The sequence below is a fragment of the Janthinobacterium sp. CG_23.3 genome (genome assembly GCF_046115965.1).
GTDB lineage: Bacteria > Pseudomonadota > Gammaproteobacteria > Burkholderiales > Burkholderiaceae_D > Janthinobacterium.
In genome coordinates this window covers 1-18,088 of sequence record NZ_JBJXIB010000004.1, presented here as the reverse complement: position 1 = coordinate 18,088, position 18,088 = coordinate 1, and the positions used below count along the sequence as shown (strand labels likewise).

19 protein-coding genes are annotated in these 18,088 nt (G+C 69.6%); 16 read left to right on the top strand and 3 right to left on the bottom strand.

Annotation, left to right across the window (positions count from 1 at the left end; genetic code table 11):
* Positions 1–150: 150 nt before the first annotated feature.
* Both ACFDR9_RS02580 and ACFDR9_RS02575 read right to left on the bottom strand, forming a co-directional pair.
* Entirely contained in the window at positions 151–1,104 is a 954-nt protein-coding gene (locus ACFDR9_RS02580; RefSeq protein WP_409029952.1) for a LysR substrate-binding domain-containing protein, read from the bottom strand.
* Positions 1,105–1,232: 128 nt separating this feature from the next.
* Positions 1,233–2,276 carry a GGDEF domain-containing protein gene (locus ACFDR9_RS02575; protein ID WP_409029951.1) on the bottom strand — a complete coding sequence of 348 codons (1,044 nt, stop codon included), beginning with the start codon at positions 2,274–2,276 and terminating at the stop codon, positions 1,233–1,235.
* 474 nt (positions 2,277–2,750) lie between these two features.
* Here ACFDR9_RS02575 and ACFDR9_RS02570 point away from each other — a divergent pair, with 474 nt between their 5' ends.
* From ACFDR9_RS02570 to ACFDR9_RS02495, 16 genes are all read left to right on the top strand, one after another.
* Positions 2,751–2,945 (top strand): Flp family type IVb pilin, encoded by a 195-nt coding sequence (locus ACFDR9_RS02570; RefSeq protein ID WP_409029950.1) that lies wholly within the window; start codon positions 2,751–2,753, stop codon positions 2,943–2,945.
* A 57-nt stretch (positions 2,946–3,002) separates the two neighbouring features.
* Positions 3,003–3,512 carry a prepilin peptidase gene (locus ACFDR9_RS02565; protein ID WP_409029949.1) on the top strand — a complete coding sequence of 170 codons (510 nt, stop codon included), beginning with the start codon at positions 3,003–3,005 and terminating at the stop codon, positions 3,510–3,512.
* 130 nt (positions 3,513–3,642) lie between these two features.
* On the top strand, positions 3,643–5,058 hold the full coding sequence (locus ACFDR9_RS02560; protein WP_409029948.1) for an ATP-binding protein: 1,416 nt from the start codon (positions 3,643–3,645) through the stop codon (positions 5,056–5,058).
* Complete coding sequence (gene cpaB / locus ACFDR9_RS02555) at positions 5,055–5,927, top strand: Flp pilus assembly protein CpaB (protein WP_017877998.1); 873 nt, start codon at positions 5,055–5,057, stop codon at positions 5,925–5,927. The genes ACFDR9_RS02560 and cpaB overlap by 4 nt, the downstream gene beginning before the upstream one ends.
* Before the next feature lie 67 nt (positions 5,928–5,994).
* A complete protein-coding gene (locus ACFDR9_RS02550; RefSeq protein ID WP_409029947.1) occupies positions 5,995–7,506 on the top strand; it encodes a type II and III secretion system protein family protein in 1,512 nt (503 codons plus the stop codon).
* Between the two features lie 17 nt (positions 7,507–7,523).
* The gene (locus ACFDR9_RS02545; RefSeq protein WP_409029946.1) at positions 7,524–7,838 is read left to right on the top strand and encodes a hypothetical protein; all 315 of its coding nucleotides are present in this window, start codon (positions 7,524–7,526) and stop codon (positions 7,836–7,838) included.
* Between the two features lie 12 nt (positions 7,839–7,850).
* Entirely contained in the window at positions 7,851–9,266 is a 1,416-nt protein-coding gene (locus tag ACFDR9_RS02540; RefSeq protein WP_409029945.1) for a pilus assembly protein TadG-related protein, read from the top strand.
* Entirely contained in the window at positions 9,263–9,742 is a 480-nt protein-coding gene (locus ACFDR9_RS02535; protein ID WP_409029944.1) for a TadE/TadG family type IV pilus assembly protein, read from the top strand. Before ACFDR9_RS02540 ends, ACFDR9_RS02535 begins: the two co-directional genes overlap by 4 nt.
* Positions 9,732–10,346, top strand: a complete 615-nt coding sequence (locus ACFDR9_RS02530; protein ID WP_017877993.1) for a TadE/TadG family type IV pilus assembly protein — start codon at positions 9,732–9,734, stop codon at positions 10,344–10,346. The genes ACFDR9_RS02535 and ACFDR9_RS02530 overlap by 11 nt, the downstream gene beginning before the upstream one ends.
* Positions 10,347–10,379: 33 nt before the next feature.
* Positions 10,380–11,555, top strand: coding sequence for a CpaE family protein (locus ACFDR9_RS02525; protein ID WP_409029943.1), 1,176 nt, complete (start codon positions 10,380–10,382; stop codon positions 11,553–11,555).
* Positions 11,556–11,584: 29 nt separating this feature from the next.
* The gene (locus tag ACFDR9_RS02520) at positions 11,585–12,931 is read left to right on the top strand and encodes a CpaF family protein (protein ID WP_017877991.1); all 1,347 of its coding nucleotides are present in this window, start codon (positions 11,585–11,587) and stop codon (positions 12,929–12,931) included.
* A gap of 27 nt (positions 12,932–12,958) precedes the next feature.
* Positions 12,959–13,936, top strand: coding sequence for a type II secretion system F family protein (locus ACFDR9_RS02515; protein WP_017877990.1), 978 nt, complete (start codon positions 12,959–12,961; stop codon positions 13,934–13,936).
* An 82-nt stretch (positions 13,937–14,018) separates the two neighbouring features.
* Entirely contained in the window at positions 14,019–14,945 is a 927-nt protein-coding gene (locus tag ACFDR9_RS02510; RefSeq protein ID WP_017877989.1) for a type II secretion system F family protein, read from the top strand.
* 56 nt (positions 14,946–15,001) lie between these two features.
* Positions 15,002–16,159 (top strand): LytR C-terminal domain-containing protein, encoded by a 1,158-nt coding sequence (locus ACFDR9_RS02505; RefSeq protein WP_409029942.1) that lies wholly within the window; start codon positions 15,002–15,004, stop codon positions 16,157–16,159.
* A 160-nt stretch (positions 16,160–16,319) separates the two neighbouring features.
* Positions 16,320–16,631 carry a BON domain-containing protein gene (locus tag ACFDR9_RS02500; protein WP_026133163.1) on the top strand — a complete coding sequence of 104 codons (312 nt, stop codon included), beginning with the start codon at positions 16,320–16,322 and terminating at the stop codon, positions 16,629–16,631.
* A 292-nt stretch (positions 16,632–16,923) separates the two neighbouring features.
* Positions 16,924–17,331 (top strand): hypothetical protein, encoded by a 408-nt coding sequence (locus ACFDR9_RS02495; RefSeq protein ID WP_409029941.1) that lies wholly within the window; start codon positions 16,924–16,926, stop codon positions 17,329–17,331.
* 46 nt (positions 17,332–17,377) lie between these two features.
* Here ACFDR9_RS02495 and ACFDR9_RS02490 read toward each other — a convergent pair whose 3' ends face one another.
* On the bottom strand, positions 17,378–17,875 hold the full coding sequence (locus ACFDR9_RS02490; RefSeq protein WP_409029940.1) for a hypothetical protein: 498 nt from the start codon (positions 17,873–17,875) through the stop codon (positions 17,378–17,380).
* Positions 17,876–18,088 lie beyond the last annotated feature (213 nt).

The window sequence follows — 18,088 nt, the reverse complement described above, 5'->3', positions numbered from 1 at the left end:
GATCCCGGCGCGCGCGGAAATAGGGTTTGCGGATGGGGGTATAAAAAAAAGTGATGGCCTTGCGCGCGCGGCGCCCGCCGCCGCGCACTGCGTGTAACAGCGGCAAGCCGAGCAAGTCCCGCGGCTGCCGGCCGCGCATCGGACCCGCGGCTACGCTTGCGGTGCCGGTCGCGGCGCCAGCAGGCGCGCGCCCAGCCAACTGCCGCTCTCGCACAGTTGCGTGCTGACCTGCTGCACCAGGCGGCTGACGGCGGCCGCCGCGTTGGTCAGCGGGATGTTTTTCGACGCGCACAGCACCACCGTGCGCGACAGCGGCGGACCGTAGATCGCGTGGGTGCGCATGGTGCCGCGCTCGACCTCGGCTTGCAAGGGCGCCACCGGCAGGATGGTCGCGCCCATGTCGGCCAGGATCGCCGACTTCAGAATGGCAATCGAATTGATTTCGATGACGCTGCCCAGCGCCAGCCCGGCCGTGCGCGCCGCGCTGTCGATGCGCGGGCGCACGCCGTGCTGCTGGCCGGGCAGGATCAGCGTCGCCGCCAAGGCCTGCGCCAGCGTGATGGCGTGCTGGCCGCGCAGGTAGGGGGCGTCGGCGCGGCAAATAAAACGCATGTCTTCCTCGACCAGCGCGGTGGCGGTGAAGGGCGTCAGCTGGCCGTCGTCGAACAGCAGCGCCAGGTTGACCCGGCCCGACTTCAATTGCTCGGCCAGGTTGCCGGTGAGTTCCTCGGTCAGTTGCAGCGTGATTTCCGGGTATTGCGCGCGCGCCGCCGTCAGCAGCGGCAGCGCCAGCGCGCCGGAAATGCTGTGCGGCAGTCCCAGCGTGACGCTGCCCGACGGCCGCGTGGCCGATTGCGTGACGGCCGACTTGGCGTCGGCCACCTGCTTCAAGATGGCCTGGGCGTGTTCGTAGAACACTTTGCCGGCGTCGGTGCTAAGCACGCCCTGGGCCGAGCGGTGCAGCAGTTGCGCGCCCAGCTCCTCTTCGAGCTGGCGCAGTTGCTGGGTCAGCGCCGGCTGCGCCACGTGCAGCGCCAGCGCCGCCTTCGACAGCGAGCCGTGGTCGGCGATGGCGACAAAGTAGCGCAGTTGGCGTAATTCCATAGGGTTACTTATTTTTGCTAAAAGAATTAAACAATGCGCAGAGTTGGCGGAAAACCATCTTGAAAGGGAACGCGTTGATAGACTCGTTTTAGCCTGCCGCGCACGCGCCCGCCTCTAGGTTTGTCGCGCTAGAAGAATTCGGCGGTGTCGTTCGAGGCCACCGCGTGCAACTGGCCGGTCTCGACCAGTTCGTCGTAGTGGCAGGCCAGGTTGCGCCCGTGGCTCTTGGCGTAGTACAGCGCCTGGTCGGCCCGGCCCAGGATGATCACCGGCGCCTCGGCCGCGTTCAGGCTGACGAAGCCGACGCTGACGGTAATGCGGCCGACCTGCGGGAAGTCGTGGGTTTCGACGTTGATGCGGAAGCGGTCGATAATCTTGTGCGCGTCCGCCAGCGTGCTCGAGCGCAGCAGCACGACGAATTCCTCGCCGCCGAAACGGAAGATGCGGTCCTGGGCGCGGAACGACGATTGCATCAGGTTGGCGATCAGGATCAGCACCTCGTCGCCGTACAGGTGGCCGAACTTGTCGTTGACGAGCTTGAAATGGTCGACGTCAACCACCGCCAGCCATTGCTTCTCGGTCTGCGGCGGCTGGCGCCGCTCGCGCTCGCCCGGCGGCGTGGCCGCCTCGTAGTCGCCGCCCGATTGCAGCACCTTGGCCAGCTGGTCGTCGAAGGTCTTGCGGTTGAGCAGGCCGGTGAGGGAGTCGCGCTCGCTGTAGTCGAGCAGGTTCTGGAAGTTGCGGTAGACGCTGACGATGCCGCCGACGATCTGGATGGTGGCGCCGCTGTAGGGCGTCGGGTTGGTGATTTCCAGGCAGGTGTCGGCCTTGTCGCCGATCCAGATCGGCAGCCACAGCATGTGGCGGCCGTCGTCGCAGACGGTGTCGGCGCTGGCCTGGTGGCCGGCGATGCAGGCCGCCAGCGCCGGATAGCACTCCAGCGGCTCGCCCGGGGCGGCGCTGTCGCTGTGCTCCTCCATGCGCGCCGGGCCGCCGGCGCTGATGACCGCGCGCGCGCGCACAAACACCTGGCCGCGCAGCCTCGTCAGCGCCAGCACCCGCGTTTGCGCCGCGCCCGCCAATTCCTGCACCGCCGAAATCACCGAGATGTCGAGCATCGTGTGGTCGCGGTGGCCGGTCATGTCCACCATGTGTTTGAGAAGGGAATCCATTGTCGATCTCTGGAAAATAGTCACACGAGCATTGCGGTAAGCTGAAGTATGGCTGCGCCCATTTAATTTGTCACAAATTGCGAAAGCAAGGCGCACTCTACAACCGAGCAAGATGCCTTTCCAAAGAACAGCTAAGCAGGATAATGGCTTTTTGCCTAATAGGCAATTCTCATATGAAATTTTTCACGGAAAGTGCCGCGATTGCGCTTTTGCCGCCACGACACACCGAAAAAACCACAGGCGCCGCCGTTCCGCCGCCGCGCCACGGGGCGCCGAAGCGCGCCGCGGCGGGCTGCCGCACGGTTTGTGTAGTTGCCGCATGGAAAACTTGCGCCACGTCAATTTGGTAAATCCTGGACGTTTTATAGTGGCTTCAATGGCGCAGAAGTTGAAGTTGGAGAGCTAATTGCAGGCACGCTGCGGGGTTTTCCGGCCGATGGCGCCAGGTAGTTCAACCCACTCCAGGAGCTTACCATGAACGCATTTTTCTCCGCAGTACAACGCTTTGCCGGCGACGAAGACGGCATCACCGCCATCGAGTACGGCCTCATCGCGGCGCTGATGGCCGCAGGCATCGGCGGCTTGACGACCCTCCTGCTCGGCGCTACCGACACGGTAGGGTTGAGGGGCGCTTTTCAGCAGATCGCCACCGTGCTGAACGCCGCCTAGGACCCCTTGCCCCCGTCCGCGACGCGGCCGGGGGCATTTTTTTCGCGGAGGTTGATCGTGGCTACCCCTGTTTTGTTGGAAACGGTGCTGCTGTGCTGCGTGGCAACGGCGGCCGCCACCGATCTGGCCTGGCGCAAGATTCCCAACGCCCTGGTGCTGGCCGGCCTGGGCGCCGCGCTGCTGTTGCAGGCGGGCGCGCCGCTGGCCTGGCTGGGCGGCGCGCTGACCGGCCTGCTGCTGTTTCTGCCGCTGTATGTACTGCGCGGCATGGCCGCCGGCGACGTCAAGCTGATGGCCATGGTCGGCGCCTTCACCGGCGCCGGGCCGGCGCTGCTGGTCGGCCTGGCCACCTTGCTGATCGGCGGCGCGATGGCGCTGGCGATCGTCCTGCTGCGCCGCCGCGGCCGGGAGGCGCTGGCCAACGTGCGCGCGCTGCTGTCGCACGCCTTGTGGCGCGCCGCCGGCGTGCCGCTGGCGGCGGCGCCGCCGGCCAGCGTCGGCGGCATGCCGTACGGCGTCGCCATCGCGCTGGGCACGGCGTCGCTGGTGTGGTGGCGGCACCTGTAATGCGCTTGCAAAAATGCATTTTTTGCTTTGTATCAAGGGCCGGGCGCACGCCGCCGATAGAATCAAATCCTGACTTTGCACCTTTGCACCCGGGCTTGAAGCAGCCCGCCGAACCGGATAGGAGCAGCGCATGATCGACGTCGAACACCCGTTGGCCGCCGAGGCCGCCGCCCGCGAACGCGGCGCCGAAACGGATTTGCTGCCGCCGCAGCCGCGCAGCGTGCGGGATACCGGGCTGGAGCAGCAATTGCTGGTCGAACTGGTGGCCAAGGTCGTCTTCATCGCCGGCAAAAGCCATCTGTCGGTGCTCAGCACCAGGCTGCGCCTGTCGATCAACGTTTTGCGCGAGGTGCTCGGCTTCATGGTCGGCGAGCAGCTGGTCGAAGTGGCGTGGCGCGGCGAGTCCGACATCGACGTGCAGTACCAGTTGACCGGCCCCGGCAAGCTGCGCGCCGCCGTCTACCTGGAGCGCTCGCCCTACGTCGGGCCGGCCCCGGTGACGCTGGAGGCGTATTGCGCGGTGGTCGGGCGGCAGTCGTGGCGCCAGCCGGAGCGCGCCCGCCTGGGCGCCGCCCAGATCGGCGCCGCGTTCGGCGAGCAGCGCCTCGGCGCCGGCGTGCTCGAGATGGTCGGCGCGGCCATGTATTCGGGCCGCTCGATGCTGCTGTACGGGCCGCCGGGCGGCGGCAAGACCACGCTGGCGCGCCAGCTCGGCGGCTTGCTGCAGGGCCTGGCCGCGGTGCCCTACGCCGTCGTGGTCGGCCAGGAAATCGTCCAGATCTACGACCCCTTGCTGCATTTGGCGCCGGCGCCGCAGCACGCCGCCCACGCCCAGCAGATGGTCGAGCGGCGTAGCAGCGACATCCGCTGGGCCCTGTGCCAGCGCCCGGTCGGGCAGATTGGCGCCGAGCTCAGCGCCGACATGCTGGACTTGCGCCACGACGCCTTCGGCGGCTGCTACCAGGCGCCGCCGCACCTGAAGGCCAACAACGGCATCTTCATCGTCGACGACCTGGGCCGCCAGCGCGTCGCCGCCGCCGAGCTGCTGAACCGCTTCATGCAGCCGCTCGACCTGGGCCTGGACCAGTTGTCGCTGCGCGGCGGCCACAAGTTCACCGTGCCGTTCGACGTGGTGCTGGTGTTCGCCACCAACCTGGCGCCGCACACGCTGCTCGACGAGGCCTTCCTGCGCCGCCTCGGCTATAAAATCCACGTCGGCGCGCTGCAGCGGGCCGACTACCGCGCGTTGCTGCGCCAGCAGTGCCGCCACGCCGGCATCGCCTGCGACGAGGCGGCGCTGGCGTATCTGCTCGACGACCTGCACGGCGCCAGCGGCCGGCCGCTGCTGGCCAGTTATCCGCGCGAGCTGCTGGGGCGCATCGCCGATTTCGCCGGCTCCGCCGGGCGCGCCCCGCACCTGTCCGAGGGCGCCCTCGACCAGGCCTGGCACAGCATGTTCGCCGCCTGCGGCGAGGCCGGGCCGGGCCCGGCCGCCGGCGCCGACGCCGTCTGCGACCCGGCCAACCAGTTCGAGGCCATCGTATGAAAAACGGGCGCGCGTTTCTGATCATGGCGCTGGCCGTGCTGCTTGGCTTGGGCGCGGTGGCGCTGGCGTCGCGCTGGCTGCTGCGCCAGGGTCCCGGCAGCGCCGGCAAGGTGGTGCTGGCCGCCGCCGACGTCAACCTGGGCCAGCGCCTGACGCCGGAGATGCTCAAACTGAGCGACTGGCCCGCCGACAGCCTGCCCCAGGGCGCCTTGCAAGACCCGCTCAAGCTGTCCGGGCGGGTGCTCAAGAGCAGCGTGCTGCGCGGCGAGCCGCTGACCGAGGCCAAGCTGGCGCCGGTCGGCACCGTCGGCGGCTTGTCGGCCCTGATCACCGAGGGCAAGCGCGCCATCACGGTGCGCGTCAACGACGTCGTCGGCGTGGCCGGTTTCGCCTTGCCGGGCAATTATGTCGACGTCATCGTCTACACCCAGCGCGACCGCGGCGCCGCCGTCCAGGCGCAGGCGCAGGACCCGAGCATCTCGAAGATCGTGCTCGAGCGCATCTTGGTGCTGGCGGTGGCGCAGGAGGTCGGGCGCGACGACACCAAGCCGCGCGTGGTTAACGCCGTAACGCTGGAGGTGACGCCGGCGCAGGCCGAGAACCTCGACCTGGCGCGCAGCGTCGGCACGCTGTCGCTGGCGCTGCGCAACCAGATCGACCCGGCGCCGGGCGTCACCGGCGGCGCCACCAAGGTCACCTTGCTGGGCGAGCGGCCGGCGGCGGCGCCGCCCGCCGCGGCGGCGCCGGCCGCCGTGGCCGCCGTCGCGCCCGCCGCGGCGCCGCCGGCGGCGCCGCAGAAGGTGGCGCTGGTCCAGCGCCGTTGCAGCGCCGTCATCGACGGCCTGCGGCTGTCGCAGGAATGTTTTTAGGCATCCGAACATCTCAGCACGGCCGCACTGGCCGCCACCGCATCGCTCAAGCCGGGGATACGTCCATATGAATAGCCGCACCACGATCGTCTTCGCCCTGTCCGCGGCGCTGGCCAGCACGGCGGCGGCGACGCCGACGCCGCCGCCGCCGGCCGAGCGCCAGGGCGCCCGCGCGGCGGCCGGCGAGGGCGGGCCGCGCTGCAGCGGCGAGGCGGCCAAGCCGGGCCGGCTGGCGCTGCAACTGGGCAAGTCGCAACTGATGCGCCTTCCCGAGGCGGTGCTCAGCCGCAGCGTCGGCAACCCCGCCGTGGTGCAGGCCATGCTGGTGGCGCCGGACACGCTGTATCTGCTCGGGGTCGACGTCGGCAGCACGAATATGATTATCCAGGGCAAAAGCGGCGTGTGCAGCCTGGTCGAGGTGGTGGTTGGCATGGACCCGGGCGGACTGCAGGCCAGCCTGGCCGCGCTGATGCCGGACGAGAAAAACATCCGCGTCAGCGCGGCCGCCGATTCGCTGGTGCTCAGCGGCACGGTCGAGGACGCCACGGCGCTGGGGCGCGCGCTGGAACTGGCCAACGCCTATGTGCGCAAGCCGGCCCAGGCGCTGGCGGCGCTGCGCAAGGGCGAGGACGGCGCGGCCGGCGCCCCGGCCAATTCCGGCGGCGGCGGCGGCGGCGGGGCGGCGGCCGGCAGCCGCATTATCAACCTGCTCAACGTCAGCGCGCCGCAGCAGGTGATGCTGGAGGTGCAGATCGCCGAGGTGTCGAAGTCGCTGCTCGACAAGCTCGAGGTCGGCGCGACGCTGCGCTACGCCACCGGCAGCTGGGCCACCACGCTGCTGTCGAATTTCCTCACCGGCAGCACCGGCGGCCTGCTCGACGCCCGCAAGTCGAACGGCAACCAGCTGACGCTGGCGGCGCAAAAGCAGGACGGCCTGATCCGCATCCTGGCCGAGCCGACCGTGATGGCCATCAGCGGCCAGGAGGGCAGTTTCCTGGCCGGCGGCAAAATCTTCATCCCGGTGGGCCAGGACAACGGCAAGATCACGCTGGAAGAGAAGGAGTTCGGCGTCGGCCTGCGCTTCACGCCGACGGTGCTGGCCGGCGGGCGCATCAACCTGAAGGTGGCGCCGGAGGTGTCGGAGGTGTCGCGCGAGGGCATCGGCATCAGCGCCGCCGGCTTCACCGGCGGCGCGGTGCTGCCCTTGATCACCACGCGGCGCGCCGCCACCACGGTGCAGTTGTTCGACGGCCAGAGCTACGCCATCGGCGGCCTGATCAAGAGCAACCAGGTCAGCAACATCAAGGGCTTGCCGTTGCTGGGCGAAGTGCCGGTGCTGGGCGCGCTGTTTCGCAGCACCGATTTCCAGCACGACCGCAGCGAATTGCTGTTCGTGATTACCGCGCACCTGGTCAAACCGCTGCCGCCGAACTACGCGCTGCCGACCGACCAGTTGCATGCCCCTGGCCGGGCCGAGCTGTTCCTGGGCGGGCGCATGGAGGGCGCGGCGCCGGCGCCTGCGCCTGCGCCGGCCGACGCGCCGCCGGCGCAGGCCGCCGCCGGCTTTGAATTGAAGTGACGCATACGGGAGCCACCATGCACACCAGCTCGCACACCCCACCACAGCGCGCCGCTGCGCTTTCGCGCCGGGGCCGGCCGCTGCTGGCCGCCGCGCTGGCGGCCTTGCTGGCCGGCTGCGCGCCGACCACGCCGCAGTTGGACCGGCGCGCCGGCGACGCCGTGCGCATCGCCTTCGCCCAGCAGGTGGCGCGTCCCGGCGCCGCCGCCAACCAGGACCCGGTCGCCGGCATGGACGGCAAAAGCGCGCGCGCCGTGCTGGAGCGCTACCAGAAGTCGTTCGCCGAGCCGGCGCCGCCGGCCGGCAACTTCACCATGGGGTCCGGCAAGTAGCCGGGGCGCGCCATGACACAACCATCCATCCCGTTCTTTCGCCGCTGGCGGCGCCAGCGCGGCGTGTTCGCGGTGCTGTTGGCGCCGCTGCTGCTCGGCCTGGTCCTGTGCATGGGCGTGGTGCTCGACATCGCCCAGGTCCACCACCGCCGGACCGAACTGCAGAACGTCGCCGACGGCGCCGCGCTGGCGGCGGCCAGGCAGCTCGACGGCACCCCCGCCGGCATCGCCCTGGCGCAGGCCGAGGCCGGCCGAGTCGTCGCCGCCAACCGGGTCGGGTATGGCGGCGTCGCCATGGTGTGGGACAACGCGGCGCTCGGCTTCGCCGGCGCGCCCGGCGGCGGCGCCGGCTGGGTCGACGCGGCGACGGCGAACGCGGCGCCGGCCAATTACTGGTTCGCCCGGGTCGACACCGCCGCGCTGGCCGGCGCCAACGTCGCCACGCCGTTCATGCGCAGCGTCGACAGCGCCGTCGGCGTGCGCAGCGCGGCCGCGCACGCGGTGGCGGGCCACACCTCGATCAACCTCGCGCCGCTGGCCATTTGCGCGATGAGCACGGCGCCAACTGCCGTGCGCAGCAGCGGCGGCTTGAACGAGCAGGTGGAATTCGGCTTCCGCCGCGGCGTCGGCTACAACCTGCTGGCGCTGAATCCGACCGGGCCGGCCGCGCGCAACTACGTCATCAATCCGCTGGCGACGCCGCCGGCGGCGTCGGCCCCGGCCAATTTCGGTGCGGCGGTGCTGAACCCCTTCATGTGCAGCGGCAGCGTGCCGATGGCGCGCGTGCCGGCCAGCGTGTATGTCAGCGCCATCTCGCCGGCGCAGTTCGCCTACGCCGCCCAGCTCAACTCGCGCTTCGGTCCCAGCGGCGGCTGCGACAACTCCGTGGGCGTGGCCGACAACAATGTGAAGCCCTATCCGGCGACGCCGAGCGGGCAAACGGCGGTGGCGGCCACCACCGGCAGCGCCACCGCGCTGCGCACCAAAGCCGACCTGCCTGTGCCCTTGCCTTCGGCCGCCAGCGAAACCGTCGAGGCCAAGCACTACGGGCCGCTGTGGGGCTTTTCGCGCCCGCTCACGCCCGCCGGCGCGCCGTTCGCGTTGACCGACTGGCCGGCGCTGTACCGGGTCAACAGCGGCGCCGACGTCGCCGCACCCGGCAATTATCCCGCCAGCGGCGCGCCGTATACCAGCCTGGCCATCGCCTGGTTCCTGTCTTCCAGCATCGCCAATCCCAGGCTGCCCGGGCGGCGCGTGCTCAACGTCGCGCTGCTCAACTGCACGCTGCCGACCGCCCCGACGGCGACGGTGCTGGCGGTCGGCCGTTTCTACATGACGGCGCAGGCCAGCGCCACCGCCATCAGCGGCGAATTCGCCGGCGTCGCGGCGCCGGCGGCGCTGGGCGGGCCGGTGGGGCTGTTCCGATGAGCGCGCCGCGTACCGCCGCGCGGCGCGGCCGGCAGGACGGCGTCGCCGCCGTCGAGTTCGCGTTGGTGCTGCCGATGTTGCTGTTGCTGCTGGCGGTGATGGTGCCGATCGTCCAGACTTTTTTGTATTACAACGCGATGCAGAACGCGGTGCAGAACGCGGCGCGCTTCATGGCGGCCACCTCGGCCGGCGACATGAGCCGGGGGACCAAGCGCGCGCTGGCGGTGAAAGCGGCGCGCCAGATCGTGCTGGACGCCGCCGCCGGCAACGGCCTGCGGATCGAGGTGCCCGGCGACGTCAGTGTGATGTGCAACAACGTTTCCTGCGAAGCCAACGCGCCGGCGCCCACCACGATCCGCGTCTTTGTCCTGCCCTTCGTGCTGCACGTCGGCGTGCTGCAGGGCGTGCGCGACTTTTTCCACCTCGGCAGCGATTTCACCATCGCTCTGGACGTGACGGTGCCGTATGGCGGCTGAGGCGAAAACCCGCGCGCGGCGGCGCGGCCGGGCGGCCGCGGGGCGCGGCGTCGTCGCCGTCGAGTTCGCCTTGCTGCTGGCCATGTTCCTCGGCGTCGTCTACCTGCTGGCCGAGAGCGCGCACGCGATGTTCCTGGCGGTGACGCTGCAGGACACGACGCGGCGCGCCGCGCGCGCCGCCGCCGTCGCCGATTTCAGCAACGCCCCGACCATGCAGGCGCTGCGCCGGGGCGCGCTGCTGGCCGACGCCAACGGCAAGTTGCGCCTCGGCGGCCCCATCGACGCCAGCTATCTGCGCATCGACTACCTGTCGCTCGACGGCGACGGCGTCATGCAGCCGATCGCCGCCGTCGCGCTGCCGGCCTGCCCGGCGCTGAACCGCGCCGTCTGCTTCACCAATCCCAACGGCGCCGGCTGCATCCGTTTCGTGCGCGCGCGCCTGTGCCGGCCCGGCACCGACTGCACCGCGGTGGCGTACCCGCCGCTGATACCGCTGCCGGGGGCCCTGCTGGACTACAACGCCGGGGCGCTGTCGCTGAACCAAGCCGCCACGGTGGTGCCGGCCGAGACGCTGGGCTACGACCCGGCCGGCGGCTGCCCGTAGCGCGGCATTTGATTTCCACAGAAAGGGAGTGCGATGAAAGCGTTGATGATCACCCGGGACACCCAGCTGCACGCCGAGGTCGCGGCGCAGGGCACGGCGCGCATGCCGCCGCTGCAACTGTCGGCCGGCCGCGACGGCCTGCGCGACGCCGTCGAACGCGTCGTGCCGGAGCCGCCGCAGCTGGTCATCGTCGACGCCAGCGAGGTCGCCCCGGCCGAGGCCGAGCTGCTGGAACGGCTGGCGCGCATGTACCCCGGCGCCGCCTTCATGCTGCTGACCGACGGCCACCAGCAGGAGTTGATGATACGCGCCATGCGCGCCGGCATGCGCGAGGTGCTGGCGCTGCCGCTGCAGCACAAGGCCTTCCACGAGGCGATGGACCGGATCGACGTGCAGGCCGGCGTCACCCAGCAGCGCGACGGCAAGGTGCTGGCCTTCCTGTCCTGCAAGGGCGGCAGCGGCGCCACCTTCATCTCGACCAACTTCGGCTACGCGCTGGCCACGCTGGCCGAGAAGAAGGTGCTGCTGATCGACCTGCACGGCCAGTTCGGCGACGCCGCGCTGTACGTGTCGGACCAGAAGCCGGCGATGACGCTGGCCGACGTCTGCCAGCAGATCGCCCGCGTCGACGGCGCCTTCCTGGCCTCCTGCCTGGTGCACGTCTCGCCCGGCTTCGGCGTGCTGGCGGCGGCCGACGACCCGACGCTGGCGCTGGACATGACGGCCGAGCACATGGACACCATCCTGCGGGTGGCGCGCCAGCACTACGACTACATCGTGCTCGACGTCGGCCGGCAGATCGACCCGATGTCGCTGCGCGCGCTCGACGGCGCCAACGCCATCTACCCGGTGCTGCAACTGGCGCTGCCGGACATCCGCGACGGCCGCCGCCTGCTCGACATCTTCCGCTCGCTCGGCTATCCGAACGAGCGCGTGCACCTGATCGTCAACCGCTACGAAAAGGGCGGCAAGCTGCGCCTGGCCGACCTTGAGCACGCGCTCGGCGCCGAGGTGGTGCACGCCGTGCCCAACGACTACATCTCGGCGACCGACTCGGTCAACCAGGGCGTGCCGGCGCTGCTGCTGTCGCGCACCAGCGCGGTGGCGCGCAGCATGGCCGAGCTGGTCGAGCGCGTCACCGCGCGGCGCCTGTCCGAGCACAAGGGTTTGTTCGGCCGCCTGTTCGGCCGCGGCGACGCCGAATTGTGACACCCCCCCCCAACCAACCGGAGTACACCATGAGCTTACGTGAACGCCTGGCGGTGGCCGACCAGGGCCGGCCCGCCAGCGGCAACCCCGGCGGCCTGGCCGGCCAGGCCTACCAGGAATTGAAGAAAAGCATGCACCAGGCGATCCTCGACCGCATCGACCTGGAGCGCCTGAAGCGCCTGACGGCCGAGCAGTTCAAGCACGAGCTGGCGCTGCTGGTGCAGCGCATCATCGAGGACGAGCGCATCGTCCTGAACCAGCAGGAGCGGCACAACCTGGTACTCGACATCCAGCACGAAATGCTCGGCTTCGGCCCGCTCGAGCCGCTGCTGGCCGACCCGGGCGTGTCCGACATCCTGGTCAACACCCACAGCCGCGTCTACGTCGAGCGCGCCGGCCGCCTGGAACTGACCGACGTCACCTTCCACGACAACGCCCACCTGATGAAGATCATCGAAAAGATCGTCTCGCGGGTCGGGCGCCGGGTCGACGAGTCCAGCCCGATGGTCGACGCGCGCCTGCCGGACGGCTCGCGGGTCAACGCCATCATCCCGCCGCTGGCGGTGGACGGGCCGATCCTGTCGATCCGGCGCTTTTCGGCGAACCCGCTGACGGTCGCCAACCTGCTCGACAACAAGAGCCTGACGCCGCCGATGGTGCAGGTGCTGCAGGCGCTCGGCCACGCCAAGATCAACATCCTGATCTCCGGCGGCACCGGCAGCGGCAAGACGACGCTGCTGAACGTGCTGTCGGGTTCGATTCCGGCGAACGAGCGCATCGTCACCATCGAGGACGCCGCCGAGCTGCAGATGCGCCAGCCGCACGTGGTGCGCCTGGAAACGCGGCCGCCCAACATCGAGGGCAAGGGCGAGGTCAGCCAGCGCGCGCTGGTGCGCAACGCGCTGCGCATGCGTCCCGACCGCATCATCCTCGGCGAGGTGCGCGGCGCCGAGGCGCTCGACATGCTGCAGGCGATGAACACCGGCCACGAGGGCTCGCTGGCGACGATCCACTCGAACTCCCCGCGCGACGCCCTGGCGCGGCTGGAGAACATGGTCGGCATGGCCGGCGTCAACCTGAGCCCGCGCGCCACGCGCCAGCAGATCTGCTCGGCGGTGACGGTGGTGATGCAGGTGTCGCGGCTGACCGACGGCGCGCGCAAGCTCGTCAGCATCCAGGAGATCACCGGCATGGAGGGCGACATCATCGCCATGCACGAGATCTTCCGCTTCGAGCAGAGCGGCGTCGACAAGGATGGCCGGGTGCTCGGCCACTTCGCCGCCACCGGGGTGCGGCCGCGCTTCGCCGAGCGCCTGCGCATGTTCGGCGCGCCGGTGCCCGACAGCGCCTTCGACCCGGAGCGGGTGTATGAATAGCCGGCGCGCCGGCGCCGCGGGGGCGCCATGGACCTGAGCTTCTACGGCTTCGCGGTGCTGCTGTTCGCCGCCTGCTTCCTGCTCGTCGAGGGGATCTGGCTGTGGTGGTCCGGCAGCCGCGGCGGCAGCGCCCAGAACATCGCCCGGCGCCTGCGCCTGATGTCCGGGCGCGGCCAGGGCGGCGCCGACAAGGTGTCGATCCTCAAGCAGCGCCGCTACAGCGACTGGCCGCCGCTGGAGCGGCTGCTACGGGCGCTGCCGGGCAGCGCCGCGCTGGACGTGCTGCTGCAGCAGTCGGGCACCAAATGGTCGGTGCTGCAGGTGCTGGCCGCCAGCGTATTCGGCTTGGCCTGCGGCGCCGCGCTCTCGCTGGGCTACGGCGTGCCGGCGCTGGCCGGGCTGGGCCTGAGCGGCGTCGCGCTGGCGCTGCCATGCCTGCTGCTGCTGCGCGCCCGCGGCGCGCGCCTGCAGCGCATCGAGGCGCAGCTGCCGGAGGCGGTCGACTTCCTGGCGCGCGCGCTGCGCGCCGGCCATTCGTTTTCAAACGTGCTGCAAATGGTCGGCGACGAGCTGCCCGAGCCCATCAGCGCCGAATTCAAGTTCGCCCACGAGGAAATCAACTACGGCGTGCCGATGAACGAGGCGCTGCAAAACCTGGCCACGCGGGTGCCGCTGACGGACCTGCGCTACATGGTGATCGCGGTGCTGATCCAGCGCGAGTCGGGCGGCAACCTGGCCGAGCTGCTGGGCAGCATCGGCAGCATCATCCGCGCCCGCCTGAAGCTGCTGGGGCGGGTGCGCGTGCTGTCGGCCGAGGGCAAGCTGTCGGCCTGGGTGCTGGGCCTGATGCCGCCGGCGATGCTGCTGATCATGTCGTTCATCAACCCCAACTACGTGCGCGTGTTGTGGACCGACCCGGGCGGCGTGCGCCTGCTGTGGTACTCGGTCGGCATGGTGGCGGTGGGCGTGCTGTGGATGCGCAAGGTGATCAGGATCAGAATATGAAACCCATACAGCGGACGCCGCGGAAGCGGACCAGGCGCTGCAAGCGGATGGGCGCGGCCGCGGCCGGCCGGAAGGAGGCGTCATGAACGGGCGGCAATGGGGTTTCCTCGTCATCGTGTTCGGCGTCGTCGTCGCGCTGGTCTGGCTGGCGCTGCTGATGTTTATGCCGGTGGCGCTGCGCCGGCGCCTGTTCTCGTTCATGGCGCCGGCCGAGGCGCAGGCGGCGCCGGCCAGCGGCTGGATCGAGCGCGCCGCCAAGGTGGCGCAGCCGCTGGCGCGCCTGTCGCTGCCGGCCGACGGCTGGGAGCGTTCGCCGCTGCGCACCCGCTTCATGAACGCCGGCTGGCGCCACCCGGCCACGGCGCCGCTGTATTTCGCCGCCAAGTCGCTGCTGGCGCTGCTGCTGCCGGCGCTGGTGGCGCTGTTCGCCGCCGGCGCGCTCGGCGCCGTGCTGCACCGCAGTCTGCTGCTGCTGCTGTTCGTCTGCGCCAGCGTCGGCTACTACCTGCCCAACGCGGTGCTGGCGCGCTGCGCGGAGCGGCGCCAGCGCGAGATTTTCGAAACCTTCCCGGACGCGCTCGACCTGCTGACGGTGTGCGTCGAGGCCGGCCTGAGCCTGGAGCGCGGGTTGGCCAAGGTGGCCGCCGAAATCCACATCAAGAGCGTGGTGCTGGCGCAGGAGCTGCAACTGGTGCTGATGGAAATGCGCGCCGGCTTCAGCAAGGAAAAGGCGCTGCGCAACCTGGCCCTGCGCAGCGGCGTCGAGGACGTCGACACGCTGGTGGCGATGCTGATCCAGTCCGAGCGCTTCGGCACCAGCATGGGCGATTCGTTGCGCGTGCATTCCGACAACCTGCGTAGCAAACGCAGCCTGGTGGCCGAGGAGGCGGCCGCGAAAATCGCCTTGAAACTGCTATTTCCACTGATTTTTTGCGTGTTTCCAACGCTGCTACTGGTGCTGGTCGGACCCGCCGGCATAGAGCTCGGCAAGACCCTGTCGATTCGCTGAACCGGCGCCCGCGCCGGCGCCACACTATGCGGCTGCCCAGCCGCGGGAGAAGCCGCATGCACACAACACCCCTTACCCGCCTTGCCGCCGCCTGCGCCACGGTTCTGTTGGCCGCCTGCGCCGGTGGCGGCCAGGCGCCGGCCGGCGCGCCGTTCGCGCCGGCGCCGGTCCAGTCGGTCCAGTCGGCCCAGTTGGCCGACGGTTACTACGCGCTGGGCCGCAAGCAACACGCGGCGCGCCGCGACGCCGACGCCGCGCGCGCCTACCAACTGGCGCTGCAGTTCGACCCCGGCCATGTCAACGCCGGCAACGCCCTGGCGGTGCTGGCGGCGGCGCAGGGCGACTACGGCCGCGCGATCGCCCTGTGGCAAGACCTGACCCGGGCCGGCGCGGCGGCGCCGCGCAGCGCCTTCCTGTTCGCTAACCTGGGCTATGCCTATTTCCTCGGCGGCGACAACGAGCGCGCGCTGGCCGCGCTGGAGCAGGCCTGCGTGCTCGACCCGTCGAACGCGCGCAGTTGGGAGCACCTCGGCGCCGTGCTGGCGAAAATCGGCCAGGCCGAGCGGGCCGCGCTGATGCTGGCCCAGGCCGCCAGCCTGCGCACCCACAAAGCCGGCGACGACTACGCGCTGCTGCGGCGCCACGGCGTGGGGGGAGCGCCCGCCGCCGCGCCGGCGCGGCAGGCCGAGCGCGCCGATGCCGGCGGCGACGCGCTGGCGCGTACCGAACTGGTCGCCAGCGGCGACGTGCTGCAACTGCGGCGCGTGGCGGCGCCGGCTGCGACTGCGGAGGCGGCGCCGGCACCGCCACCGTTGGCGCACGTCGCGCCGCTTGCAGCGGTCGCGGCGCGCGCGTCCGGCGCGCCGCGACCGGCGCCGCTGCTGCTGGAAATTCGCAACGGCAACGGCGTCACCGGCATGGCGGCGGCGCTGGGGCGTACGCTCGCCAGCGAGCAACTGCGCGTGGTCCGGCTCGGCAACGACGCCTCGTTCCGGGTCGCGCGCAGCCGCGTCGAATACCGGCCCGACATGGCGGCGCAGGCGCGCGCGCTGGCGGCCCGGCTGGGACCGCTGGTACTACTGGAGCAGGCCAGTTGCGGCGCGGCCGACCTGCGCGTGGTGCTGGGCCGCGACCTGCTCGACGCGGCGGCGCTGCAGCGCCGCTACGGCAAAGCGGCGAAGCTGGCCCGGCTGGAGCCGGGCAAACTCGGTTGAGGCGCGGCGGCGCAAAGGCTGGCCCGTTTGACGCCGCACAAACGGCGCGCCGCGCCAGCGCCGACAATAAGACAGCCGTTCGCAGTCGTCCGGCCCGCGGCGGCGGCGCCGTTCGGGCCTGACGCGCGCCGCGCACCAACCCACCCCAAGGAGCAGAGCCATGAAACGAGTGCATCCCCTTTATTCATTCCTGGTCGCATTGCTGACGCTGGCGCTGGTGGCCTGCGCGCCGACCGCCAAGCGCGAGGGCGTTGGCGAATACATCGACGACTCGCTCATCACCACCAAGGTCAAGGCGGCCCTGGTCGACGACCCCCAGTTGAAGGCGCGCGAAATCAACGTCGAAACCTTCAAAGGCACGGTGCAACTGAGCGGCTTCGTCAGTTCGCGCGAGGACATCAGCAAGGCGGTCCAGGTCGCGCGCGGCGTGAAGGGCGTCACGGCCGTCAAAAACGACATGGTCGTCAAGTAGCCGGGGCCGCTTGCGCGGCATTGCGGCGCCGGCGGGCCGATTGAACGGCGAAGCCCTTAGCGGCGCTCGCGCCGCTAAGGCAATTGGCAACCCATGCCGAACACCAGGGGCAGCAAGACGATACCGATGCTGACGGGCGACATGAACGCCAGGGCGGCGTCGAACTGCTGCGCCGGTCCCCACTCCCAAAGGGTACGCGGGCGGCGCCTTCTGCGGCAACTGGCAAATCGGCATCGGCGCGGCGCCTTCGGGCGTGTTAGCTGATATTGATAAGAGCAATGGGCCCGGGAACGTGTCCAACGTGCGCATTATGGCGGGCATCCCGAAGGCCGCCGCCGGCAACGTCTACTACATCGTGAACAACCGTCCCTACGCGGTCGGCCTGGAGAATGGCTGGTCGAGACAGGCGCCGGTGGGTATGGTCGGCCTGACAGCCCTCAACTGGCAGAACATCGTCAACGATGCCGCCAGCAACTTGCGGCGAGGTGGCGGCGACATGGCGGCCGGCTTCAATGCGTACCCCTTATCGGAACCGGATAGGAACCCAGAGAAACCCAGCGGGTTAGCGTCGGGGTGCTACCGCGACCGGCAAACGGCGTCTCTTAAAAATACTCTGTCTGCTAAGTCTCCATGGCCGGAGCAATGCCTCAAGCGCCGCCAGCGCCCGGCCCTGGCGCCCATCAGTCTGACGCGTTGTTGACGCGTGCCTCAGGCCTGCCATTTCCTGCGCAAGGAAAGCGGATACTCTACTTTCCGCGCCCGGCGCAAGCCGACACCGCCCTATAGGCGTCAGCAAACCCTGCAAGCGGGAATATGTGGATGGATGGGTCGCCAGTGCCGAAGTCAATTTCCACTTGCACGGCCTTGTTCTTGCTCGCCTGCATGCTGTCGATAATCGCCTCGCCTAGTGTTGGCACCTCTGGAATGATATTGGCGCTCGCCCCTTGGCCGACCCGCAGTGTCGTCCGCTTGGAAATCTTAAAGTACATTACCAAATCTTCCCCTGAGAGCGTGATTCGCTTACTGGGATAGCTCACTTCGAGAAAAACAGACCCGTATTTCGGCACACCAGGTTCAAGGTAATTCGGTGCCGACCTAAGCGCGCACTGGGAGATGCCATTGCCAGCGCTTACCTGAATTACCGACCAATTTTTGCCTTTGTAGACTGTTTTTCCATACGCTTCGCCGGCGTGCACGTTCAACATAGCGGCGCATTGTGCGGCGACACAAATTAGAGTTTTCATGTACATCCTTCGTTTTCGATTTGACAATGCTAACCGACATCTAGGAGTCTGCGCGGCAGAAACTGATGCAATCGGAATGGGGACGAGGTAAACTTGTCGAATGACGACGAGCTACCTCCCCTACAATCAGCATCAACAGATGCTGCTTCCCCATGCTTTGCAAGATTGGCTCCCTGAGGGGCACCTGGCCTACTTCGTTAGCGACACTGTCGA